The organism is Kitasatospora sp. NPDC088351 (genome assembly GCF_040685575.1).
GTDB lineage: Bacteria > Actinomycetota > Actinomycetes > Streptomycetales > Streptomycetaceae > Kitasatospora.
Genome location: NZ_JBFBIL010000006.1, coordinates 21809 through 37642, shown reverse-complemented (window position 1 = coordinate 37642; position 15834 = coordinate 21809). Strand labels below are relative to the sequence as shown.

Below are 15834 nucleotides of genomic sequence, written 5' to 3'. Positions count from 1 at the left end.
CTGAAACTACGTGAACCAACAACCACGCCCCGGGCCCCTGTCACTGGGACACGGATCCGGGGCGGGCTGGAACGTCTTGCTTCCCGACGTCGCGTTACTTCTCGATGATGGCGAGAACGTCGCGAGCCGAGAGGACGAGGTACTCCTCGCCCTGGTACTTCACCTCGGTGCCGCCGTACTTCGAGTACAGGACGATGTCGCCGACGGCGACATCGAGCGGCAGACGCTGGCCGTCCTCGAAGCGGCCCGGGCCGACGGCCAGGACGACGCCCTCCTGGGGCTTCTCCTTGGCCGTGTCCGGGATGACCAGGCCGGAGGCCGTGGTGGTCTCGGCGTCGAGCGGCTGGACCACAATGCGGTCCTCGAGCGGCTTGATGGCAACCTTGCTGCTGGTGGTCACGTCCGAGCTCCCCTTCGGAGATTACGGGGTTTTCTAACGGGTAGGGGCGAACCTGCGAGCCTGCCGTCGCGGGGGTCAGACACGCTTCATCGCGTTAGCACTCACCAGGTGGAGAGTGCCAAGGACGACCATAGGGTGCGGTTAGCACTCAGTCAACCAGAGTGCCAACGGCGCGCCCTCGTGTTGCGCGTGGCGCGGTGGGCCCACGGCGCACCGGGGCCTGCGGGCAGGCGGCCGACGACGCGTCGCGCCGGGCCCGGGACCGGGGAGAATGACCGGGTGGAGACCGAGAACCTGCAGCCCCTGCTGACCCCCGAGGGGCAGTCCCTGCTCGCCGAACTGCGTGAGTTCGCGCCCGAGGAGGAGCTGGCCCTGGCCACCCGGCTGCGGCGGGAGCACCCGGCGGAGCTGGTGTCGGCGGCGTTCGGGCAGGCCCGGCTGCGGCAGCGGGCCCGGGCGAAGTTCGGCCCGGACGCCGACCTGATGTACTTCACGCCCAACGGGGTCGAGCAGTCCACCCGGCGCAGCGTCGCCGAGTGGCGGGCGCGGCGCTTCGCCGGGCTGGGCGTGCGCCGGCTGGCCGACCTCTGCTGCGGCATCGGCGGGGACGTCCTGGCGCTGGCCCGGGCCGGGATCGAGGTGCTCGCCGTCGACCGGGACCCGGCGGCCTGTGCCGCCACCGCCGCGAACGCGGCCGCGCTGGGCCTGTCCGACCTGGTGGAGGTGCGCTGCGCGGACGTCGCCGACATCGATGTCACCGGCTACGACGCGGTCTTCACCGACCCGGCCCGCCGGACGTCACGCGGCCGGGTGTTCGACCCGGAGGCGTACGCCCCGCCGCTCTCCTGGGCGATCGAGGCCGGCCGCCGCACCCCGGTCGGCGCGCTGAAGGTCGCGCCGGGCATCCCGCACGAGGCCGTCCCGGCCGACGCCGAGGCCGAGTGGGTCTCCGACCACGGGGACGTCAAGGAGGCGGTGCTCTGGTTCGGCACCGGGGCCGGGCACCCGCACCGCGCCACCCTGCTGCCGCACGGCACCACGCTGACCGGCGGCGACCTGCCCGACCCGCCCGCCGGACCGGTCGGCCGCTACCTGTACGAGCCGGACGGCGCGGTGATCCGCGCCCACCTGGTCGCCGAGGTGGCCGGCCAGGTGGGCGGCCGGCTGATCGACCCGAAGATCGCCTACCTCACCTCGGACCGCCTGGTCGCCACCCCGTACGCGCACGCGTACGAGCTCACCGACGTGCTGCCGTTCCACATCAAGAAGCTGAAGGCGCTGCTGCGCGAACGGGCCGTCGGCACGGTGGTGATCAAGAAGCGCGGGATGGCGATCACCCCCGAGGAGCTGCGCCGGCAGCTGAAGCCGTCCGGGCCGAACAGCGTCACGGTGATCCTCAGCCGCACCGACCGGGGCCCGCTGATGATGCTGGGCCGGCCGGTGACGGCCGGGGCGGCGGCGGATCAGGTGGCGGCGGATCAGGCCGGGGGCGCCTGAATGTAGTCCTCGAGCCGGGCCACCGCGAAGCCCTGCTCCTGGATGCGGGCCAGCATCTCGCCGAACATCTGCGTCATCGTCTCGCCCTTGAGGTCCTTCGGGCCCCGGAAGTGGGCGAGGACGATGTCGCCGGGCTTCAGCTTCTTGTCCGCCGCCTGGTACTGCATGTCGTGGATCTGCATCGACTCGCACCAGAGCACGATGGCCCGCGGTCCGCACTGCTGCACCGAGCCGTTCAGCGCCGGGGTGTTGGCGCCGTCCCCGTAGGGCGGGCGGAACAGCAGCGGCGCGGTGCCGTACTGCTGGGTGAGCGCGGACTGGGCGTCGCAGATCTCGGACTTCTGCTTCTCCGGCGGGACCTTGCTCATCTGCGCGTGGTCCACGGTGTGGTTGTGGATGTGGTTGCCGAGCGCCTGGAGCGGCTTGAAGTAGCCGTAGTTGTCCTTGACGATGTCCCGGGTCAGGAACATCGAGACCGGCACCTTGAGGTCGGTCAGCATCTCGACGAACTTCGGGTCCTTCTCGGCGCCGTCGTCGATGGTGATGAAGACGACCTTGTCGGCCGTCTTCACATCGCTGAACACCGGTACGGTGCCGGTCCGTTCGAGTTTGATCGGCTTGTCGGCGGGCGCGGCCGGGGCGGGCGCCAGCGGCTTGAGGTTCCACTTCGCCCAGGCCGCCGGGTCCCCGGCGGCCGGTGGTGCGGCGGGCGTGGTGGCCGCGGCGGCCGCCGGGGTCTGCGCGCCGCCGCCCGAGGGGTGGGCCGCGGTGGACGGTGTGCCGCCGGCCGCCGCCGGCGTACCGCCACCGCTGCTGCCGCACCCGGTGGCGGCGGCCAGCAGCGCCAGCGCCCCCACCGCGTACGTCTTCGTCCTGCTCCGCCCGTACTTCTTCACCGCGCCGCGCTCCCCGGATCCGTCCAGCCGTCTCGCCCTAGAGCACGGTAGCGGCCGGCGCGGCGGTTCCCGTCCTCATGGCTCGACGTGCTCGCTGGTGAAGGACCAGCGGTGCACCGGGCGGCCGAGCAGGCCGGCCGGCGGCTCGGCGAGCGGAACGGGCTCGCCGGTCCACCAGGTGATCAGCAGCACCCGCTCGCCCGGGGCGCTGAACAGCTCGGTGCGGACCAGACCGGCCGCGCCGCGCAGGGCGGGCAGGGCGACGGCGTGCACCCAGGCGGTCAGCTCGGCGGCCCGCCCGTCGGCGGCCCGGGCCTCCCACATCGCGGCGGTGGTGCTCACCGGCCACCGCCGAGGGCCTGGTAGGCCTGGCCGTGGACGTCGCCGTGCCCGGACGCCACCGCCGGTACGTGCGTCTCGGTGACGGGCAGCGAGGAGTCGGCGGAGAGGTCGAAGGCGGACGGCGCGCGGTCCCGCCAGACCATCTCGGCGCCGAGCGCGGCGACCATCGCGCCGTTGTCGGTGCACAGGCCGGGGCGCGGCACCCGCAGCCGGATGCCCGCCTTGTCGCAGCGCTGCTGGGCCATCTCCCGCAGCCGCGAGTTGGCCGCCACCCCGCCGCCGATCATCAGGTGGTCGACGCCGTTGTCCCTGCACGCCTTGACGGCCTTGCGGGTCAGCACGTCGGTGACCGCCTCCTGGAAGGACGCCGCCACGTCGGCGACCGGCACCTCCTCGCCGGCCCGGCGCTTCGCCTCCACCCAGCGGGCGACGGCGGTCTTCAGGCCCGAGAAGGAGAAGTCGTACTCCGGGTCCCTGGGGCCGGTCAGGCCGCGCGGGAAGGCGATCGCCCTGCGGTCCCCCTCGCGGGCGGTGCGGTCCACCACCGGGCCGCCGGGGAAGCCCAGGCCGAGCACCCGGGCGACCTTGTCGAAGGCCTCTCCGGCCGCGTCGTCGATGGTCGCGCCGAGCGGGCGGACGTCGCTGGTGATGTCCTCGCTGAGGAGCAGCGAGGAGTGCCCGCCGGAGACCAGCAGGGCCATCGTGGGCGACGGCAGCCGGCCGTGCTCCAGCTGGTCCACGCAGATGTGCGAGGCGAGGTGGTTGACCCCGTACAGCGGCTTGTCCAGCGCCCAGGCGTAGGCCTTGGCGGCGCTGACGCCGACCAGCAGCGCGCCCGCGAGGCCCGGGCCGGCGGTGACGGCGATCCCGTCCAGGTCGCCCGCCCTGACCCCGGCGGTGTCCAGGGCGCGCTGGATGGTCGGGACCATCGCCTCCAGGTGCGCGCGGCTGGCGATCTCGGGGACGACGCCGCCGAACCGGGCGTGGTCGTTGACGCTGGAGGCGACCGCGTCGGCGAGCAGCGTGGTGCCGCGCACGATGCCGACGCCGGTCTCGTCGCAGGAGGTCTCGATACCGAGGACGAGCGGTTCGTCAGCCATGGCGGGTGTCCTTCACGTCTTTCTGAGGCGCGTCCGTTTGCGGGTCGTCGAGGCGCATCACCAGCGCGTCGACGTTGGCGGGCTGGTAGTAGCCGCGCCGGATGCCGACCGGCTCGAAGCCGAAGCGCTCGTACAGCCGCTGGGCGCGCGGGTTGTCCACCCGCACCTCCAGCAGCAGTTCGGCGCAGCCCCGCCGGGCGGCCTCCTGGATCAGGTCGGTGAGCAGTGCCGCGCCGAGGCCGGCGCCCTGGTGGCGCTCGTCGACGGCGATGGTCTGCACGTCGCCCTCGCCGGCCACCGCCATCAGTCCGGCGTAGCCGACGACGGCGCCGTCGCGGGTGGTGGCGACGGTGTAGTGGCGGGTGCCGCCGGGGTGGGTCTCGGCCAGCTCGGACCAGTACATCCCGGTGGACCAGGCGTCCTCGGGAAAGAGCCGCAGCTCCAGTTCCATCACCGGCGCGATGTCCCACCAGCGCATCCGGCGCAGGGTGGTGTCGCCGTTCACGCCGGGAGCACCGCCTTGTAGCCGGCGGGCACCTGGGCGTCCGGGCGGCGCAGGTAGAGCGGGACGTTGGGGAGCAGCTCGCGCCCGGCGGCCAGCTCGGCGGCGGCGAAGGCGGCGAGCGCGCCGGCCGAGACGTGCTCGGGGCCGTGCGCGCCGGGGAAGGCGTCCGGGTAGAGCAGCGCGCCGGCGCCGACGGCCCGCGGCCGCGGGGTCAGCTCGGCCGGGCGGTCCACGGCGGGCCCCTCGGTCCGGCGGCCCTCGGCGTCGTACGAGGCCCAGTAGACCTCCTTGCGGCGCGCGTCGGTGGCCACCGTGAACGGCTGCCCGGCCAGGCCCTCGGCCCGGGCCTGGTGGGCGATCGCGTCCAGGGTGCAGACGCCGTGCACGGGCAGGCCGAGCGCGTGGCCGAGCGCGGCGGCGGTCACCAGGCCGACCCGCAGGCCGGTGTACGGGCCCGGGCCGACGCCGACCGCGATGCCGGTGAGCCGGTGCTTGTCGACGCCGGCCGCCCGCAGCACCCGGTCGATGGCGGGCAGGAGCAGTTCGCCGTGGCGCCTGGCGTCGACCTGGTCGGTCTCGGCGAGGACGGCCGTGCCGTCGTGGACGGCGGCGGTGACGGCGGGGGTGGCGGTGTCGAACGCGAGCAGCAGCACGGGGTCAAGGTTAGACCGGTCGGCCGCGGTCGGGACGGCCGGACCTGCTCCGCCCGATCGACAGCGCGTTCCGTTTCGGAACACACGTCCGGCACGATGCGGGCTCGCCGGGTGAACCTGGCACGATGGGGCGGACGGTTTTGGACGGCGGTGGGAGCGGCACGTGGCGAAGATGGGTCCTGGAGTGGTGGTCACCGGGCTGACCCTGGGGGCCCTGGCGGTGGTGAGCCTGCTGGCCTTCCAGGCCAACGGTGCGCAGGACCGCGCCGGCGGCGTCCGCCCGAGCGCGAGCACGGCCTCGGTGTCGAACGATCCGGCCGCCCCGGCCACCCCGTCGGCCCCGGCCACCCCGACCGTCCCCACGCTGCCGACGACTTCCGGCAGCGGGCTGCGGGTCGTCTACTCGGTCGGCAGCCACTACGTCTGGCTGGTCGACCCCAAGAAGACCCCCCAGGTGGTGGCCGCCTTCGCGGTCACGCCGGGCTCGGTGGAGCCGACTCCCGGCAGCTACCCCGTCTACAGCAGGACCCCGACCACCACGGGCACGGACGGGCGGCAGATCGAGCACGTGGTGCGCTTCGCCCAGCAGAACGGCGTCGTGTTCGGCTTCAGCGCGGCCGTGGACGGCGCCACGCCGACCACCGACCCGCAGGCCAAGACCGGCGGTATCCGCAGCAGCCGCGAGGACGGCCAGCTGCTCTGGGACTTCGCGCCGCGCGACACCAAGGTGGTCGTGATCGCCTGAGGCGGCTCGCTCAGGCGGCGCGCGGAGCCTCGGCGGGCACGGCCTCGACCGGCGCCGCCTTCCCGCGCTCGGGCACCGGCGGGGTGGACACCGCCTCCGCGGCCGCGCAAGCGGCCAGCAGCGCGCGCATCGGCTCCCCCTGAGCGCGGCGGGCGGACTCTCCGGCTCCGGTGCCGCGCGGCGCGCGCTCCGGGGCGGGGGTGGTGCTCGACATGGCGCCTCCCTAGTTAGGCAGACCTAACCGCAGCACCCATCCCATCACGCCCGGCACCCCGCCCGCAACACTTTCCCGACAACCTGTCGGGAAGACGCCCCGAAGACACCTCTAGGCCAGCGCGGCCAGCGCCACCCCGTCCCAGCGCGGGCCGATCCCGGTCAGCACCACCCGGCGCGGGTCCAGGTCGTCCTCGGCCCCGGCGCCGCCGAGGGCGCGCTCGATCCGCACCTCCAGCCGGTCCTCGGACAGCCGCTCGACCTTGCCCTCGCCCCACTCGACCACCACCACCGACTCCGGCAGCGAGACGTCCAGGTCGAGGTCCTCCATCTCGTCCAGGTCCCCGCCGAGGCGGTACGCGTCGACGTGCACCAGCGCCGGACCGCCGACCAGCGACGGGTGCACCCGGGCGATCACGAAGGTGGGCGACGTGACTGCCCCGCGCACCTGGAGCCCCTCCCCCAGCCCTCTGGTCAGCGTGGTCTTCCCCGCCCCCAGTTCGCCGGAGAGCAGCACCAGGTCCCCCGGCCGCAGCAGCGCGGCCAGTTCCCGGCCGAGCCGGCCCATCCGCTCGGGAGTGGGAACGGTGAGAGTCGCGTCCGAGCCCATGCGCGTGAAATGCCCTTCGATCCGTGCGGCGCGCCGACCGCCGGCCGCCCCCGCTACGGTGCCACATCCGGGTACCGGCGTGCTCCGGGCGGCGGTCCGTACCGGAGGCGGGGCCCGGCCCGCCCGGCTCCCGGCGCCGGATCAGAGCAGGTCGCGCACGGACGGCGGCAGCGGCGCGGTGCCGCGGTAGCCGACGGCCCGCCGGAGCAGAGCGGCCAGGCACCGGTCGACGAGCCCGGGGTGTTCCAGCATCACCAGGTGGCCGGCGTCCTCGACCAGGACCAGTTCGGCGCCGGGCAGCTGCTCGGCGATCGCCTCGCTGTGGCCGGGCGGGGTGAGCAGGTCCTTGGTGCCGGCCAGCACCAGCGTGGGGATGTCGCGCAGGGTGGCCAGCGCGGTGGTCTTCTCGTGCGCGCCGAAGACCGGGTAGAACTCGGCGACCACGTCGATCGGGGTGGCGTCCAGCAGCTGTTCGGCGAACCGGACCACGCCCGGGTCGACGTCCTTCCCGCCGAAGGAGAACTTCCGGTAGAGGACGGCGGTGAGGTCCGCGCCCGCCCGCCGGGTCGCCTCCACCAGCCCGACCTGACGGCCGAGCAGCTTCATCACCCCCGGGGCGACCTTCTTGAAGAGCTTGGCGCCGGCCGCGGGCAGGCCGAGGCTGACGGCCTCCCAGTCCCCCGCCAGGGTACCGACCAGCGCGACCCCGGCGACCCTCCCCCCGCCTTCGGCCGGGGTCACCCCCGTCCGGAACAGCTCCGGGTGCTGGTCGGCCAGCGCCATCACCGTCATGCCGCCCATCGAATGGCCGACCAGCACCAGCGGCCCGGTCGGCGCGACGGCGTCGAGCACGGCCTTGAGGTCCCCGCCCAGCTCGTCGATGCTGGCGGGCTCGCCGGCCAGGTACGAACGCGAGCGCTCGGATCGGCCATGGCTGCGCTGGTCCCAGAAGACCAGCCGCATGCCCTCGCGCAGCGCGGCCCGCTGGAAGTGCCAGCTGTCCTGGTTGAGGCAGTAGCCGTGGCAGAACACCACGGTCAGCGGCTCCGGCCCGGCCGGCGGAGCATCGGCCCCCGCGGTGTCCTGGGCCGACGGCTCGGGCCAGCCGGTGCCGTCCAGCTCCACGTACAGCTCGGTGCCGTCCGGCGCGGTCACCGTCACCGGACGTCCGCGCAGCGAGCCGTACGGGGCGTTGGCGTCCAGCTCGGCACGGGCCCGGCGGCGGGTCGCCCGGCCGACGGTCAGCCGCTCGATCGCCACCCCGGCGGCGGCGCCGGCCGCGACCACGCCGACCGAGATCCCGATCAGGCCGGCCCGGCTCACCCCGGTCGCCGCCCTGGCCGCGGCCACGACCGGGCCGGCCTCCTCGCTCATGCCGCCGGGCCTTCGGCGACACCGCCGGTGTAGCGGCGCGGCACCCGGGCGCCGAGCCGGGTCACGATCTCGTACGCGATGGTGCCGCAGGCCCGGCCCCAGTCCTCGGCGGTCGGCTCGCCCCGCTCGCCGTTGCCGAACAGCAGCACCTCCTCGCCGATCGCGGGCGTCTCGCCGCCGAGGTCGACGACGAACTGGTCCATCGCCACCCGGCCGGCCACCGTGCGCCACTTGCCCGCGATCTGCACCGGGCCGGTGCCGCTGGCGTGCCGCGGGATGCCGTCGCCGTAGCCGACCGGCACGAGCCCCAGCGTGGTCGGGCCCGGCGTGGTGTAGTGGTGGCCGTAACTGACCCCGTGCCCGCCCGGGACGTGCTTGACCAGCGCCAGCCGGGCCGTCAGCGCCATCACCGGGCGCAGCCCGAAGTCCGCCGGCGAACCGACCTCGGGCACGGGCGACAGCCCGTACATCGCCAGGCCGGTGCGGACCATGTCGTAGTGCGACTGCGGGAGCAGCAGCGTGGCCGGCGAGTTGGCGAGGTGCCGGACCTCGGGGCGCAGCCCGGCGGCCTCGGCGTACGCCAGGGCCTCGCGGTAGGCGTCCAGCTGGATCCGGACGGACGGGTGGCCCGGCTCGTCGGCGGCCGCGAAGTGCGACCAGATGCCGACCACCCTGAGCAGGCCCTCCGCCTCGGCGCGGCGGGTGGCGGCGACCAGCTCGGGCCAGTCGTGCGGCTGGCAGCCGTTGCGGCCCAGGCCGGTGTCGGCCTTCAGGTGCACCCGGGCCGGGACCCCGGTGGCGCGGACGGCGGCCAGCAGCTCGTCGAGCGCCCACCGGCCGCTGACCGAGACGTCCACATCGGCGAGCAGCGCCTCGCGCCAGGGGCCGCCGGGCGTCCAGAGCCAGCACAGGACACGGGCCTGGTCCGGGCCGATACCGGCGGCGCGCAGCGCCAGCGCCTCCTGCGGAAGGGCGGTACCGAGCCAGCCGATGCCTGCGGCGACCGCCTCACGGGCACAGCGGATCGCCCCGTGGCCATAGGCGTCCGCCTTGACCGTGGCCATCACCGCGGCGCTGCCGACGCGCTCGCGCAGCGCGGCGAGGTTGCCGCGCAGGGCGGCCAGATCGATGGTCGCCTCGGCCCGTACGCCGTCGGTGAGAGTGGCCGTGCCGGTCGTTTTCGCAGTTGTCATCAGGGTCAGTCTCCCAGACGTCCCAGGGTCCCCGCCGAACGGCCCGGCGGCGCGGCGGCCCCGGGCCGGTGCTCCGACCGGACCGACCCGGCCGCCCCGCCCTTCCGGACGCCCACGAATCACCACCGGTTCCGCCCCGGCCCGGAGCCCTCGGCGGACTCCCGGACGTCCTGCCAGACGGCCAGCAGGGCGGCGGCCACCTCCAGGGCCGTCACCGGCGCGCCCGGCTCGCCCGCCGCGTGGCGGCCGGCCAGGCCGTGCAGGTACGCGGCCACGGCGGCGGCGTCCAGCACCGGCAGGCCGGCCGCCAGCAGCGAGCCGGCCAGGCCCGCGAGGACGTCGCCGCTGCCGGCCGTGGCCAGCCAGGAGGTCCCGGTCGGGTTGACCCGGGCGGTCCCGCCCGGGTCGGCGACCACCGTGGTGGAGCCCTTCAGCAGCACCGTCGCCCGGTAGGCGGCGGCGAGCCGGCGCGCGGTGGCCAGCCGGGCGCCGGCCAGCTCCGCGGCGCTCGGCGGCGGGGTGCCGTCCACGCCCGCCAGCAGCCGGGCCGCCTCGCCGGTGTGCGGGGTCAGCAGCGTGGGCGCCGTCCGCCCGGCGAGGGCCCGCGGGCCGAGCCGGCCCAGCTCGGTGAGCCCGTCCGCGTCCACCAGCACCGGGACGTCGCTCGCCAGCGCCTCCGCGAGCGCCTGCCGCGCCCCCTCGCCGCCGCCCGGACCGACCACCCAGGCCTGCACCCGCCCGGCCCCGGCCGGGCCGCCGGCGGTGACCAGTGCCTCCGGGAACCGCCGCACCACCTCCTCGGCCGCCGTGCCGACGTACCGCACCGCGCCCGCGCCGCCGCGCAGCGCTCCCGCGACGGCCAGCAGCGCCGCCCCCGGGTAGGTCGCCGACCCGGCGGCCACCCCGACGACGCCCCGGCGGTACTTGTCGCTCTCCGCCTGCGGCAGCGGCAGCAGCTCCGCCACCTCGGCGTGCTGCAGCGCCTCGACCCCCGCCACCGGCAGCTCCAGCCCGATCCCCACCAGGTGCACCACGCCCGCGTACGAGGCCCCCGGGTCGATCAGCAGGCCCGGCTTGTACGTCCCGAAGCAGACCGTGACATCGGCCCGCAGCGCCTCGCCCGCCACCTCGCCGGTGTCGGCGTCCACCCCGCTCGGCAGGTCCACGGCCACCACGAGGCCGGTCCGCGGCGCCCGGGCGTACGGCAGCGCCGGCGGGCGCAGTCCGCCGCGCCCGCCGATGCCGACGATGCCGTCCAGCACCAGGTCCGCGCGCGTGAACCCGGCCAGTCCGGCCTCCTGCTCCGCCACCACCCGTCCGCGTGCGGCCCGCAGCGCCGCCAGCCCGCCCGGGTGGGCGTGCTCCGGCGCGAGCAGCACCGCCGTCACCCGGGCCCCGCGCCGGGCCAGCGCCGCGCCCGCGTACAGGGCGTCACCACCGTTGTCGCCACTGCCCGCCAGCACCACCACCCGGCTGCCGTAGACCCGGCCGCGACGGCGGACCAGCAGCCGCGCGCAGGTGGCGGCGAGGCCGGCGGCGGCCCGCTGCATCAGGGTGCCCCCGGGCAGCCTGGCCATCAGTTCGGCCTCGGCGGCCCGGACCTCTTCGACACGGTGAGCACGGCGCATACGGAATCTCCCAGCGGGTCGGCTGCGGCGAGGACTACCGCCGACGCTACGCCCGCGTCCGGCCCGGGCGACACCTGCCGCGGCCCGCGGTCCGGAGGCTCGCCCCCGGACAGCACGGTGCCCCCGCGGTGGGGCAGAGCCACCGCGGGGGCACCGGACCGGCGAGCGGTTCCCCGCTACTCGACGGTGACCGACTTCGCGAGGTTGCGCGGCTGGTCCACCTCGTGGCCCTTGGCCGTGGCCAGCTCGCAGGCGAAGACCTGCAGCGGCACGGTGGAGACCAGCGGCTGCAGCAGGGTCGGGGTCACCGGGATGCGGATCAGGTGGTCCGCGTACGGGACGACCGCCTCGTCGCCCTCCTCGGCGATCACGATGGTGCGGGCGCCGCGGGCCCGGATCTCCTGGATGTTGGAGACGATCTTGTCGTGCAGGATCGACCGGCCGCGCGGCGACGGCACGACCACCACGACCGGCAGCCCCTCCTCGATCAGCGCGATCGGCCCGTGCTTCAGCTCGCCCGCCGCGAAGCCCTCGGCGTGCATGTACGCCAGCTCCTTCAGCTTGAGCGCGCCCTCCAGGGCCACCGGGAAGCCGACGTGCCGGCCGAGGAACAGCACCGAACGGGCGTCGGCCAGCGAGCGGGCCAGCTCGCGCACCGGCTCCATGGTCTCCAGCACCTGCTCGACCTGCCGGGGCGCGTCACCGAGCTCCTTGATGACGGCGGAGATCTCGTCGCCCCACTTGGTGCCGCGCACCTGGCCGAGGTAGAGCGCGACCAGGTAGCAGGCGACCAGCTGGGTCAGGAACGCCTTGGTGGAGGCGACCGCGACCTCGGGCCCGGCGTGCGTGTACAGCACCGCGTCCGACTCGCGCGGGATGGTGGAGCCGTTGGTGTTGCAGATCGCCAGCACCTTGGCGCCCTGCTCGCGGGCGTGCCGCAGCGCCATCAGGGTGTCCATGGTCTCGCCGGACTGGGAGATCGCGATGACCAGCGTGCCCGGGTCCAGGATCGGGTCCCGGTAGCGGAACTCGGAGGCGACCTCGACCTCGCAGGGGACGCGGGTCCAGTGCTCGATCGCGTACTTGGCGATCATGCCGGCGTGGAAGGCGGTGCCGCAGGCGACGATGACGACCTTGTCGACCGAGCGCAGGTCGGCGTCGGAGATCCGCAGCTCGTCGAGGGTGAGCCGGCCGTCGGTGCCGATCCTGCCGAGGAGGGTGTCGGCGACGGCCTTCGGCTGCTCGGCGATCTCCTTGAGCATGAAGTAGTCGTAGCCGCCCTTCTCGGCGGCCGAGGCGTCCCAGTCGACGTGGTACTCGCGCACGTCGGCCGGGCGGCCGTCGAAGTCGGTCACCGTGACACCGTCCCGGCGCAGCTCCACAACCTGGTCCTGGCCCAGCTCGATCGCCTCGCGGGTGTGCGCGATGAACGCGGCCACGTCCGAGGCGAGGAAGTTCTCGCCCTCGCCGCGCCCGACCACCAGCGGCGAGTTGCGGCGGGCGCCGACCACCACGTCCGGGGCGTCGGCGTGCACGGCCACCAGGGTGAAGGCGCCGTCCAGGCGGCGGCAGACCGTCCGCATGGCCTCGGCCAGGTCGCCGTCGTACACCTCGGCCAGCAGGTGCGCGACGACCTCGGTGTCGGTCTCGGAGCGCAGCGTGTGGCCGCGCTCGGCCAGCTCCGCCCGCAGCTGGGCGAAGTTCTCGATGATGCCGTTGTGGACCACTGCCACCCGGACGGCGTCATCCAGATGGGGGTGGGCGTTGGCGTCCGTCGGGCCGCCGTGGGTGGCCCAGCGGGTGTGGCCGATGCCGGTGGTGCCGCCGGGAAGAGGGGTCTCGGCGAGCGACTTCTCCAGGTTGGCGAGCTTGCCCGCCCGCTTGTCGGTGGCCAGGCTCCACTGCCCGTCGGAGCCCTGTACCTGCACCGCGACACCGGCCGAGTCGTAGCCCCGGTACTCGAGTCGCTGCAGGCCTGCGATTACTACGTCAAGGGCGGGCTGAGAGCCCACGTATCCAACAATTCCGCACATGCGTGCCAGCATAAGGGCGCTCCGGATGCCCTTTTCGCACCGTTCGCCCACAGCGCGTGACCGACACCACAAGCACCGTGAACGCCGCTACGGCCCACAATGGAGCACGTGCTGACCGAACTCTGTACGCGGGGCGCCGCCACGCCCGGCCCTTCGCCGTCCCCCTATGTGGACCTCAGCCGGGCCGAGTGGAGCGCGCTGCGCGAGCGTACGCCGCTGCCGCTGACCGCCGAGGAGGTGGAACGGCTGCGCGGTCTGGGCACCGCCCTCGACCTGGACGAGGTGCGCGACGTCTATCTGCCGCTGTCCCGGCTGCTCAACCTCTACATCCACGCCACGCACGACCTGCGCGGCGCGCTGGGCACGTTCCTGGACACCCCGGACACCGAGCGCACCCGCACCCCGTTCATCATCGGTGTGGCCGGCTCGGTCGCCGTCGGCAAGTCCACCACCGCCCGGCTCCTCCAGGCGCTGCTGGCCCGCTGGCCCGAGCACCCGCGGGTCGAGCTGGTCACCACCGACGGGTTCCTGCTGCCCAACGCGGAGCTGCGCCGGCGCGGTCTGATGGCCCGCAAGGGCTTCCCCGAGTCGTACGACCGCCGGGCGCTGATGCGCTTCGTCGCGGACGTGAAGGCGGGCAAGGAGACGGTCTCCGCCCCGGTCTACTCGCACCTGGTGTACGACATCGTGCCCGACGAGCGGCTCACCGTGGAGCGCCCGGACATCCTGATCGTCGAGGGCCTGAACGTGCTCCAGCCGGCCCTGCCCGGCACCGACGGCCGCACCCGTCTCGCGGTGGCCGACTACTTCGACTTCTCGATCTACGTCGACGCCCGCACCGACGACATCGAGAGCTGGTACCTGGACCGTTTCCGCAAGCTGCGGCAGACCGCCTTCCAGGACCCGAACTCCTACTTCCGCCGCTTCACCGAGGTGCCGGAGGAGGAGGCCATGGAGTACGGCCGCCAGGTCTGGCGCACCATCAACAAGCCCAACCTGCTGGAGAACGTGCTGCCCACCAGGGGCCGGGCCACCCTGATCCTGCAGAAGGGCCAGGACCACAAGGTCCGCCGGGCCCTGCTGCGCAAGCTCTGAGACGGCCGAGGGCCCCCGCCGGAGCGGGGGCCCTCGCCATGTCCTCGGCCCGGGCACGCAGGCCCGGGCACCTCAGCCCAGGTGGTTCAGAACCGCCTCGGCCAGCCGCTCCGCGACGGCCTTGGCCTGCACCTGGTCGGCGGCCTCGACCATCACCCGGACCAGCGGCTCGGTGCCCGACGGACGCAGCAGCACCCGGCCGGTGGCGCCCAGCTCGGCCTCCGCCTCGGCGACGGCCGCGGCCAGCTCGACGCTGGTGTTCACCCGGCTCTTGTCCACGCCCTTGACGTTGATCAGCAGCTGCGGCAGCCGGGTCATCACGGCGGCCAGGTCGGCCAGCGGCTGCTTGGTGGCGGCCAGCCGGGCGCCCAGCATCAGGCCGGTCAGGGTGCCGTCGCCGGTGGTGGCGTGGTCCAGCAGGATGACGTGGCCGGACTGCTCGCCGCCGAGCGCGTAGCCCTTCTCCTTCATCGCCTCCAGCACATAGCGGTCGCCGACCGCCGTCTGCACCAGGTCCACGCCCTCGCGCTCCATCGCCAGCTTGAAGCCCAGGTTGGACATCACGGTGGCGACGGCGGTGTTGCGGCGCAGCGTGCCGGCCTCCTTCATGGCGACGGCCAGGATCGCGATGATCTGGTCGCCGTCCACCTCGTTGCCGTCCGCGTCGGCGGCCAGGCAGCGGTCGGCGTCGCCGTCGAGGGCGATCCCGAGGTCGGCCCGGTACTCCGTCATCGCGGCGCGCAGCTTGGCCAGGTGGGTGGAGCCGACGCCGTCGTTGATGTTGAGGCCGGTGGGCTCCGCCCCCAGGGTGTGGACGACCTCGGCGCCGGCCCGGGCGAAGGCCTCGGGGGCGACGTAGGCCGCCGCGCCGTGCGCGCCGTCGATGACCACCCGGATGCCGTCCAGGCGGTTGGGCAGGACGCCGATCAGGTGGGCGACGTACTTGTCGAAGCCCTCGGTGTACTCGCGGACCCGGCCGACGTCCGCGCCGGTGGGCCGCTTCCACTCCTCGCTGCCCACCGAGTACGTCCGGTAGTGCGCCTCGATGGCGTCCTCGATCCGGTCGTCCAGCTTGTGGCCGCCGCGGGCGAGGAACTTGATGCCGTTGTCCGGCATGGCGTTGTGGCTGGCAGAGAGCATCACGCCGAAGTCCGCGCCGAGCGCACCGGTGAGATAGGCCACCGCCGGGGTGGGCAGGACGCCGACCCGCAGGACGTCGACACCGGCGCTCGCCAGACCGGCGATGACCGCGGACTCCAGGAACTCGCCCGAGGCACGGGGGTCGCGGCCGACCACGGCGACCGGGCGGTGGCCGTCGAAGGCACCCGCCTCACCGAGAACGTGTGCCGCCGCCACCGACAGCCCGAGCGCCAGCTCGGCCGTCAGCCCTTCGTTGGCCACACCGCGTACGCCGTCCGTACCGAAGAGTCGTCCCACTGTCCCGTCCTCCATCGCCGCTGCTGGCAGTCAATCTGATCGAATCCTCGGCCGCAGCACAACAGCCGGGGAGCACGACGCCCCGGAGTACACGGGGTACTCCGGGGCGTGAG

16 protein-coding genes are annotated in these 15834 nt (G+C 74.4%); 3 read left to right on the top strand and 13 right to left on the bottom strand.

Annotated elements, in window-relative coordinates; genetic code table 11:
• Positions 1-94 precede the first annotated feature (94 nt).
• Positions 95-400, bottom strand: a complete 306-nt coding sequence (gene groES / locus AB0P06_RS06560) for a co-chaperone GroES (RefSeq protein ID WP_014136232.1) — start codon at positions 398-400, stop codon at positions 95-97.
• A gap of 279 nt (positions 401-679) precedes the next feature.
• On the opposite strand from groES, the gene AB0P06_RS06555 reads away from it, so the two are divergent.
• Positions 680-1897 carry a methyltransferase domain-containing protein gene (locus tag AB0P06_RS06555; protein ID WP_363605535.1) on the top strand — a complete coding sequence of 406 codons (1218 nt, stop codon included), beginning with the start codon at positions 680-682 and terminating at the stop codon, positions 1895-1897.
• On the opposite strand, the gene AB0P06_RS06550 is transcribed toward AB0P06_RS06555, so the two are convergent.
• From AB0P06_RS06550 to tsaB, 5 genes are all read right to left on the bottom strand, one after another.
• Positions 1879-2793 carry a polysaccharide deacetylase family protein gene (locus tag AB0P06_RS06550; RefSeq protein WP_363605534.1) on the bottom strand — a complete coding sequence of 305 codons (915 nt, stop codon included), beginning with the start codon at positions 2791-2793 and terminating at the stop codon, positions 1879-1881. The two genes, AB0P06_RS06555 and AB0P06_RS06550, sit on opposite strands and share 19 nt — an antisense overlap.
• A 75-nt stretch (positions 2794-2868) precedes the next feature.
• Positions 2869-3117, bottom strand: coding sequence for a hypothetical protein (locus AB0P06_RS06545; protein WP_363605796.1), 249 nt, complete (start codon positions 3115-3117; stop codon positions 2869-2871).
• Positions 3118-3131: 14 nt separating this feature from the next.
• Positions 3132-4235 carry a tRNA (adenosine(37)-N6)-threonylcarbamoyltransferase complex transferase subunit TsaD gene (gene tsaD, locus AB0P06_RS06540; RefSeq protein ID WP_363605533.1) on the bottom strand — a complete coding sequence of 368 codons (1104 nt, stop codon included), beginning with the start codon at positions 4233-4235 and terminating at the stop codon, positions 3132-3134.
• Entirely contained in the window at positions 4228-4713 is a 486-nt protein-coding gene (rimI, locus tag AB0P06_RS06535; RefSeq protein ID WP_363605795.1) for a ribosomal protein S18-alanine N-acetyltransferase, read from the bottom strand. The genes tsaD and rimI overlap by 8 nt, the downstream gene beginning before the upstream one ends.
• A 23-nt stretch (positions 4714-4736) precedes the next feature.
• Positions 4737-5393 (bottom strand): tRNA (adenosine(37)-N6)-threonylcarbamoyltransferase complex dimerization subunit type 1 TsaB, encoded by a 657-nt coding sequence (gene tsaB / locus AB0P06_RS06530; RefSeq protein ID WP_363605532.1) that lies wholly within the window; start codon positions 5391-5393, stop codon positions 4737-4739.
• Positions 5394-5565: 172 nt separating this feature from the next.
• Here tsaB and AB0P06_RS06525 point away from each other — a divergent pair, with 172 nt between their 5' ends.
• Positions 5566-6138 (top strand): hypothetical protein, encoded by a 573-nt coding sequence (locus AB0P06_RS06525; protein WP_363605794.1) that lies wholly within the window; start codon positions 5566-5568, stop codon positions 6136-6138.
• Positions 6139-6148: 10 nt separating this feature from the next.
• On the opposite strand, the gene AB0P06_RS06520 is transcribed toward AB0P06_RS06525, so the two are convergent.
• The 6 genes from AB0P06_RS06520 to glmS all read right to left on the bottom strand — a co-directional run bounded on the left by AB0P06_RS06520 (position 6149) and on the right by glmS (position 13189).
• Entirely contained in the window at positions 6149-6352 is a 204-nt protein-coding gene (locus tag AB0P06_RS06520) for a hypothetical protein (RefSeq protein WP_363605531.1), read from the bottom strand.
• A gap of 111 nt (positions 6353-6463) precedes the next feature.
• Positions 6464-6961 (bottom strand): tRNA (adenosine(37)-N6)-threonylcarbamoyltransferase complex ATPase subunit type 1 TsaE, encoded by a 498-nt coding sequence (gene tsaE / locus AB0P06_RS06515; protein WP_363605529.1) that lies wholly within the window; start codon positions 6959-6961, stop codon positions 6464-6466.
• 141 nt (positions 6962-7102) lie between these two features.
• Complete coding sequence (locus AB0P06_RS06510; RefSeq protein ID WP_363605528.1) at positions 7103-8335, bottom strand: alpha/beta hydrolase; 1233 nt, start codon at positions 8333-8335, stop codon at positions 7103-7105.
• On the bottom strand, positions 8332-9528 hold the full coding sequence (gene alr, locus AB0P06_RS06505) for an alanine racemase (RefSeq protein ID WP_363605527.1): 1197 nt from the start codon (positions 9526-9528) through the stop codon (positions 8332-8334). The genes AB0P06_RS06510 and alr overlap by 4 nt, the downstream gene beginning before the upstream one ends.
• Positions 9529-9647: 119 nt before the next feature.
• Complete coding sequence (locus AB0P06_RS06500; protein ID WP_363605525.1) at positions 9648-11156, bottom strand: NAD(P)H-hydrate dehydratase; 1509 nt, start codon at positions 11154-11156, stop codon at positions 9648-9650.
• Positions 11157-11332: 176 nt separating this feature from the next.
• The gene (gene glmS, locus AB0P06_RS06495; RefSeq protein WP_363605523.1) at positions 11333-13189 is read right to left on the bottom strand and encodes a glutamine--fructose-6-phosphate transaminase (isomerizing); all 1857 of its coding nucleotides are present in this window, start codon (positions 13187-13189) and stop codon (positions 11333-11335) included.
• A 99-nt stretch (positions 13190-13288) separates the two neighbouring features.
• Between glmS and coaA the strand changes: the two genes are divergently transcribed.
• Positions 13289-14284, top strand: coding sequence for a type I pantothenate kinase (gene coaA, locus AB0P06_RS06490; protein WP_363605522.1), 996 nt, complete (start codon positions 13289-13291; stop codon positions 14282-14284).
• A gap of 72 nt (positions 14285-14356) precedes the next feature.
• Here coaA and glmM read toward each other — a convergent pair whose 3' ends face one another.
• Positions 14357-15721 carry a phosphoglucosamine mutase gene (gene glmM / locus AB0P06_RS06485; protein ID WP_363605521.1) on the bottom strand — a complete coding sequence of 455 codons (1365 nt, stop codon included), beginning with the start codon at positions 15719-15721 and terminating at the stop codon, positions 14357-14359.
• Positions 15722-15834: the final 113 nt, after the last annotated feature.

Bases quoted from the DNA above. Each gene is read 5' to 3' on its own strand.
- AB0P06_RS06545 (WP_363605796.1), bottom strand. From the start codon at position 3,117: ATGTGGGAGGCCCGGGCCGCCGACGGGCGGGCCGCCGAGCTGACCGCC.
- tsaD (WP_363605533.1), bottom strand. From the start codon at position 4,235: ATGGCTGACGAACCGCTCGTCCTCGGTATCGAGACCTCCTGCGACGAG.
- rimI (WP_363605795.1), bottom strand. From the start codon at position 4,713: ATGCGCTGGTGGGACATCGCGCCGGTGATGGAACTGGAGCTGCGGCTC.
- AB0P06_RS06525 (WP_363605794.1), top strand. From the start codon at position 5,566: ATGGGTCCTGGAGTGGTGGTCACCGGGCTGACCCTGGGGGCCCTGGCG.
- AB0P06_RS06520 (WP_363605531.1), bottom strand. From the start codon at position 6,352: ATGTCGAGCACCACCCCCGCCCCGGAGCGCGCGCCGCGCGGCACCGGA.
- tsaE (WP_363605529.1), bottom strand. From the start codon at position 6,961: ATGGGCTCGGACGCGACTCTCACCGTTCCCACTCCCGAGCGGATGGGC.
- AB0P06_RS06510 (WP_363605528.1), bottom strand. From the start codon at position 8,335: ATGAGCGAGGAGGCCGGCCCGGTCGTGGCCGCGGCCAGGGCGGCGACC.
- alr (WP_363605527.1), bottom strand. From the start codon at position 9,528: ATGACAACTGCGAAAACGACCGGCACGGCCACTCTCACCGACGGCGTA.
- AB0P06_RS06500 (WP_363605525.1), bottom strand. From the start codon at position 11,156: ATGCGCCGTGCTCACCGTGTCGAAGAGGTCCGGGCCGCCGAGGCCGAA.
- glmS (WP_363605523.1), bottom strand. From the start codon at position 13,189: ATGTGCGGAATTGTTGGATACGTGGGCTCTCAGCCCGCCCTTGACGTA.
- coaA (WP_363605522.1), top strand. From the start codon at position 13,289: ATGGAGCACGTGCTGACCGAACTCTGTACGCGGGGCGCCGCCACGCCC.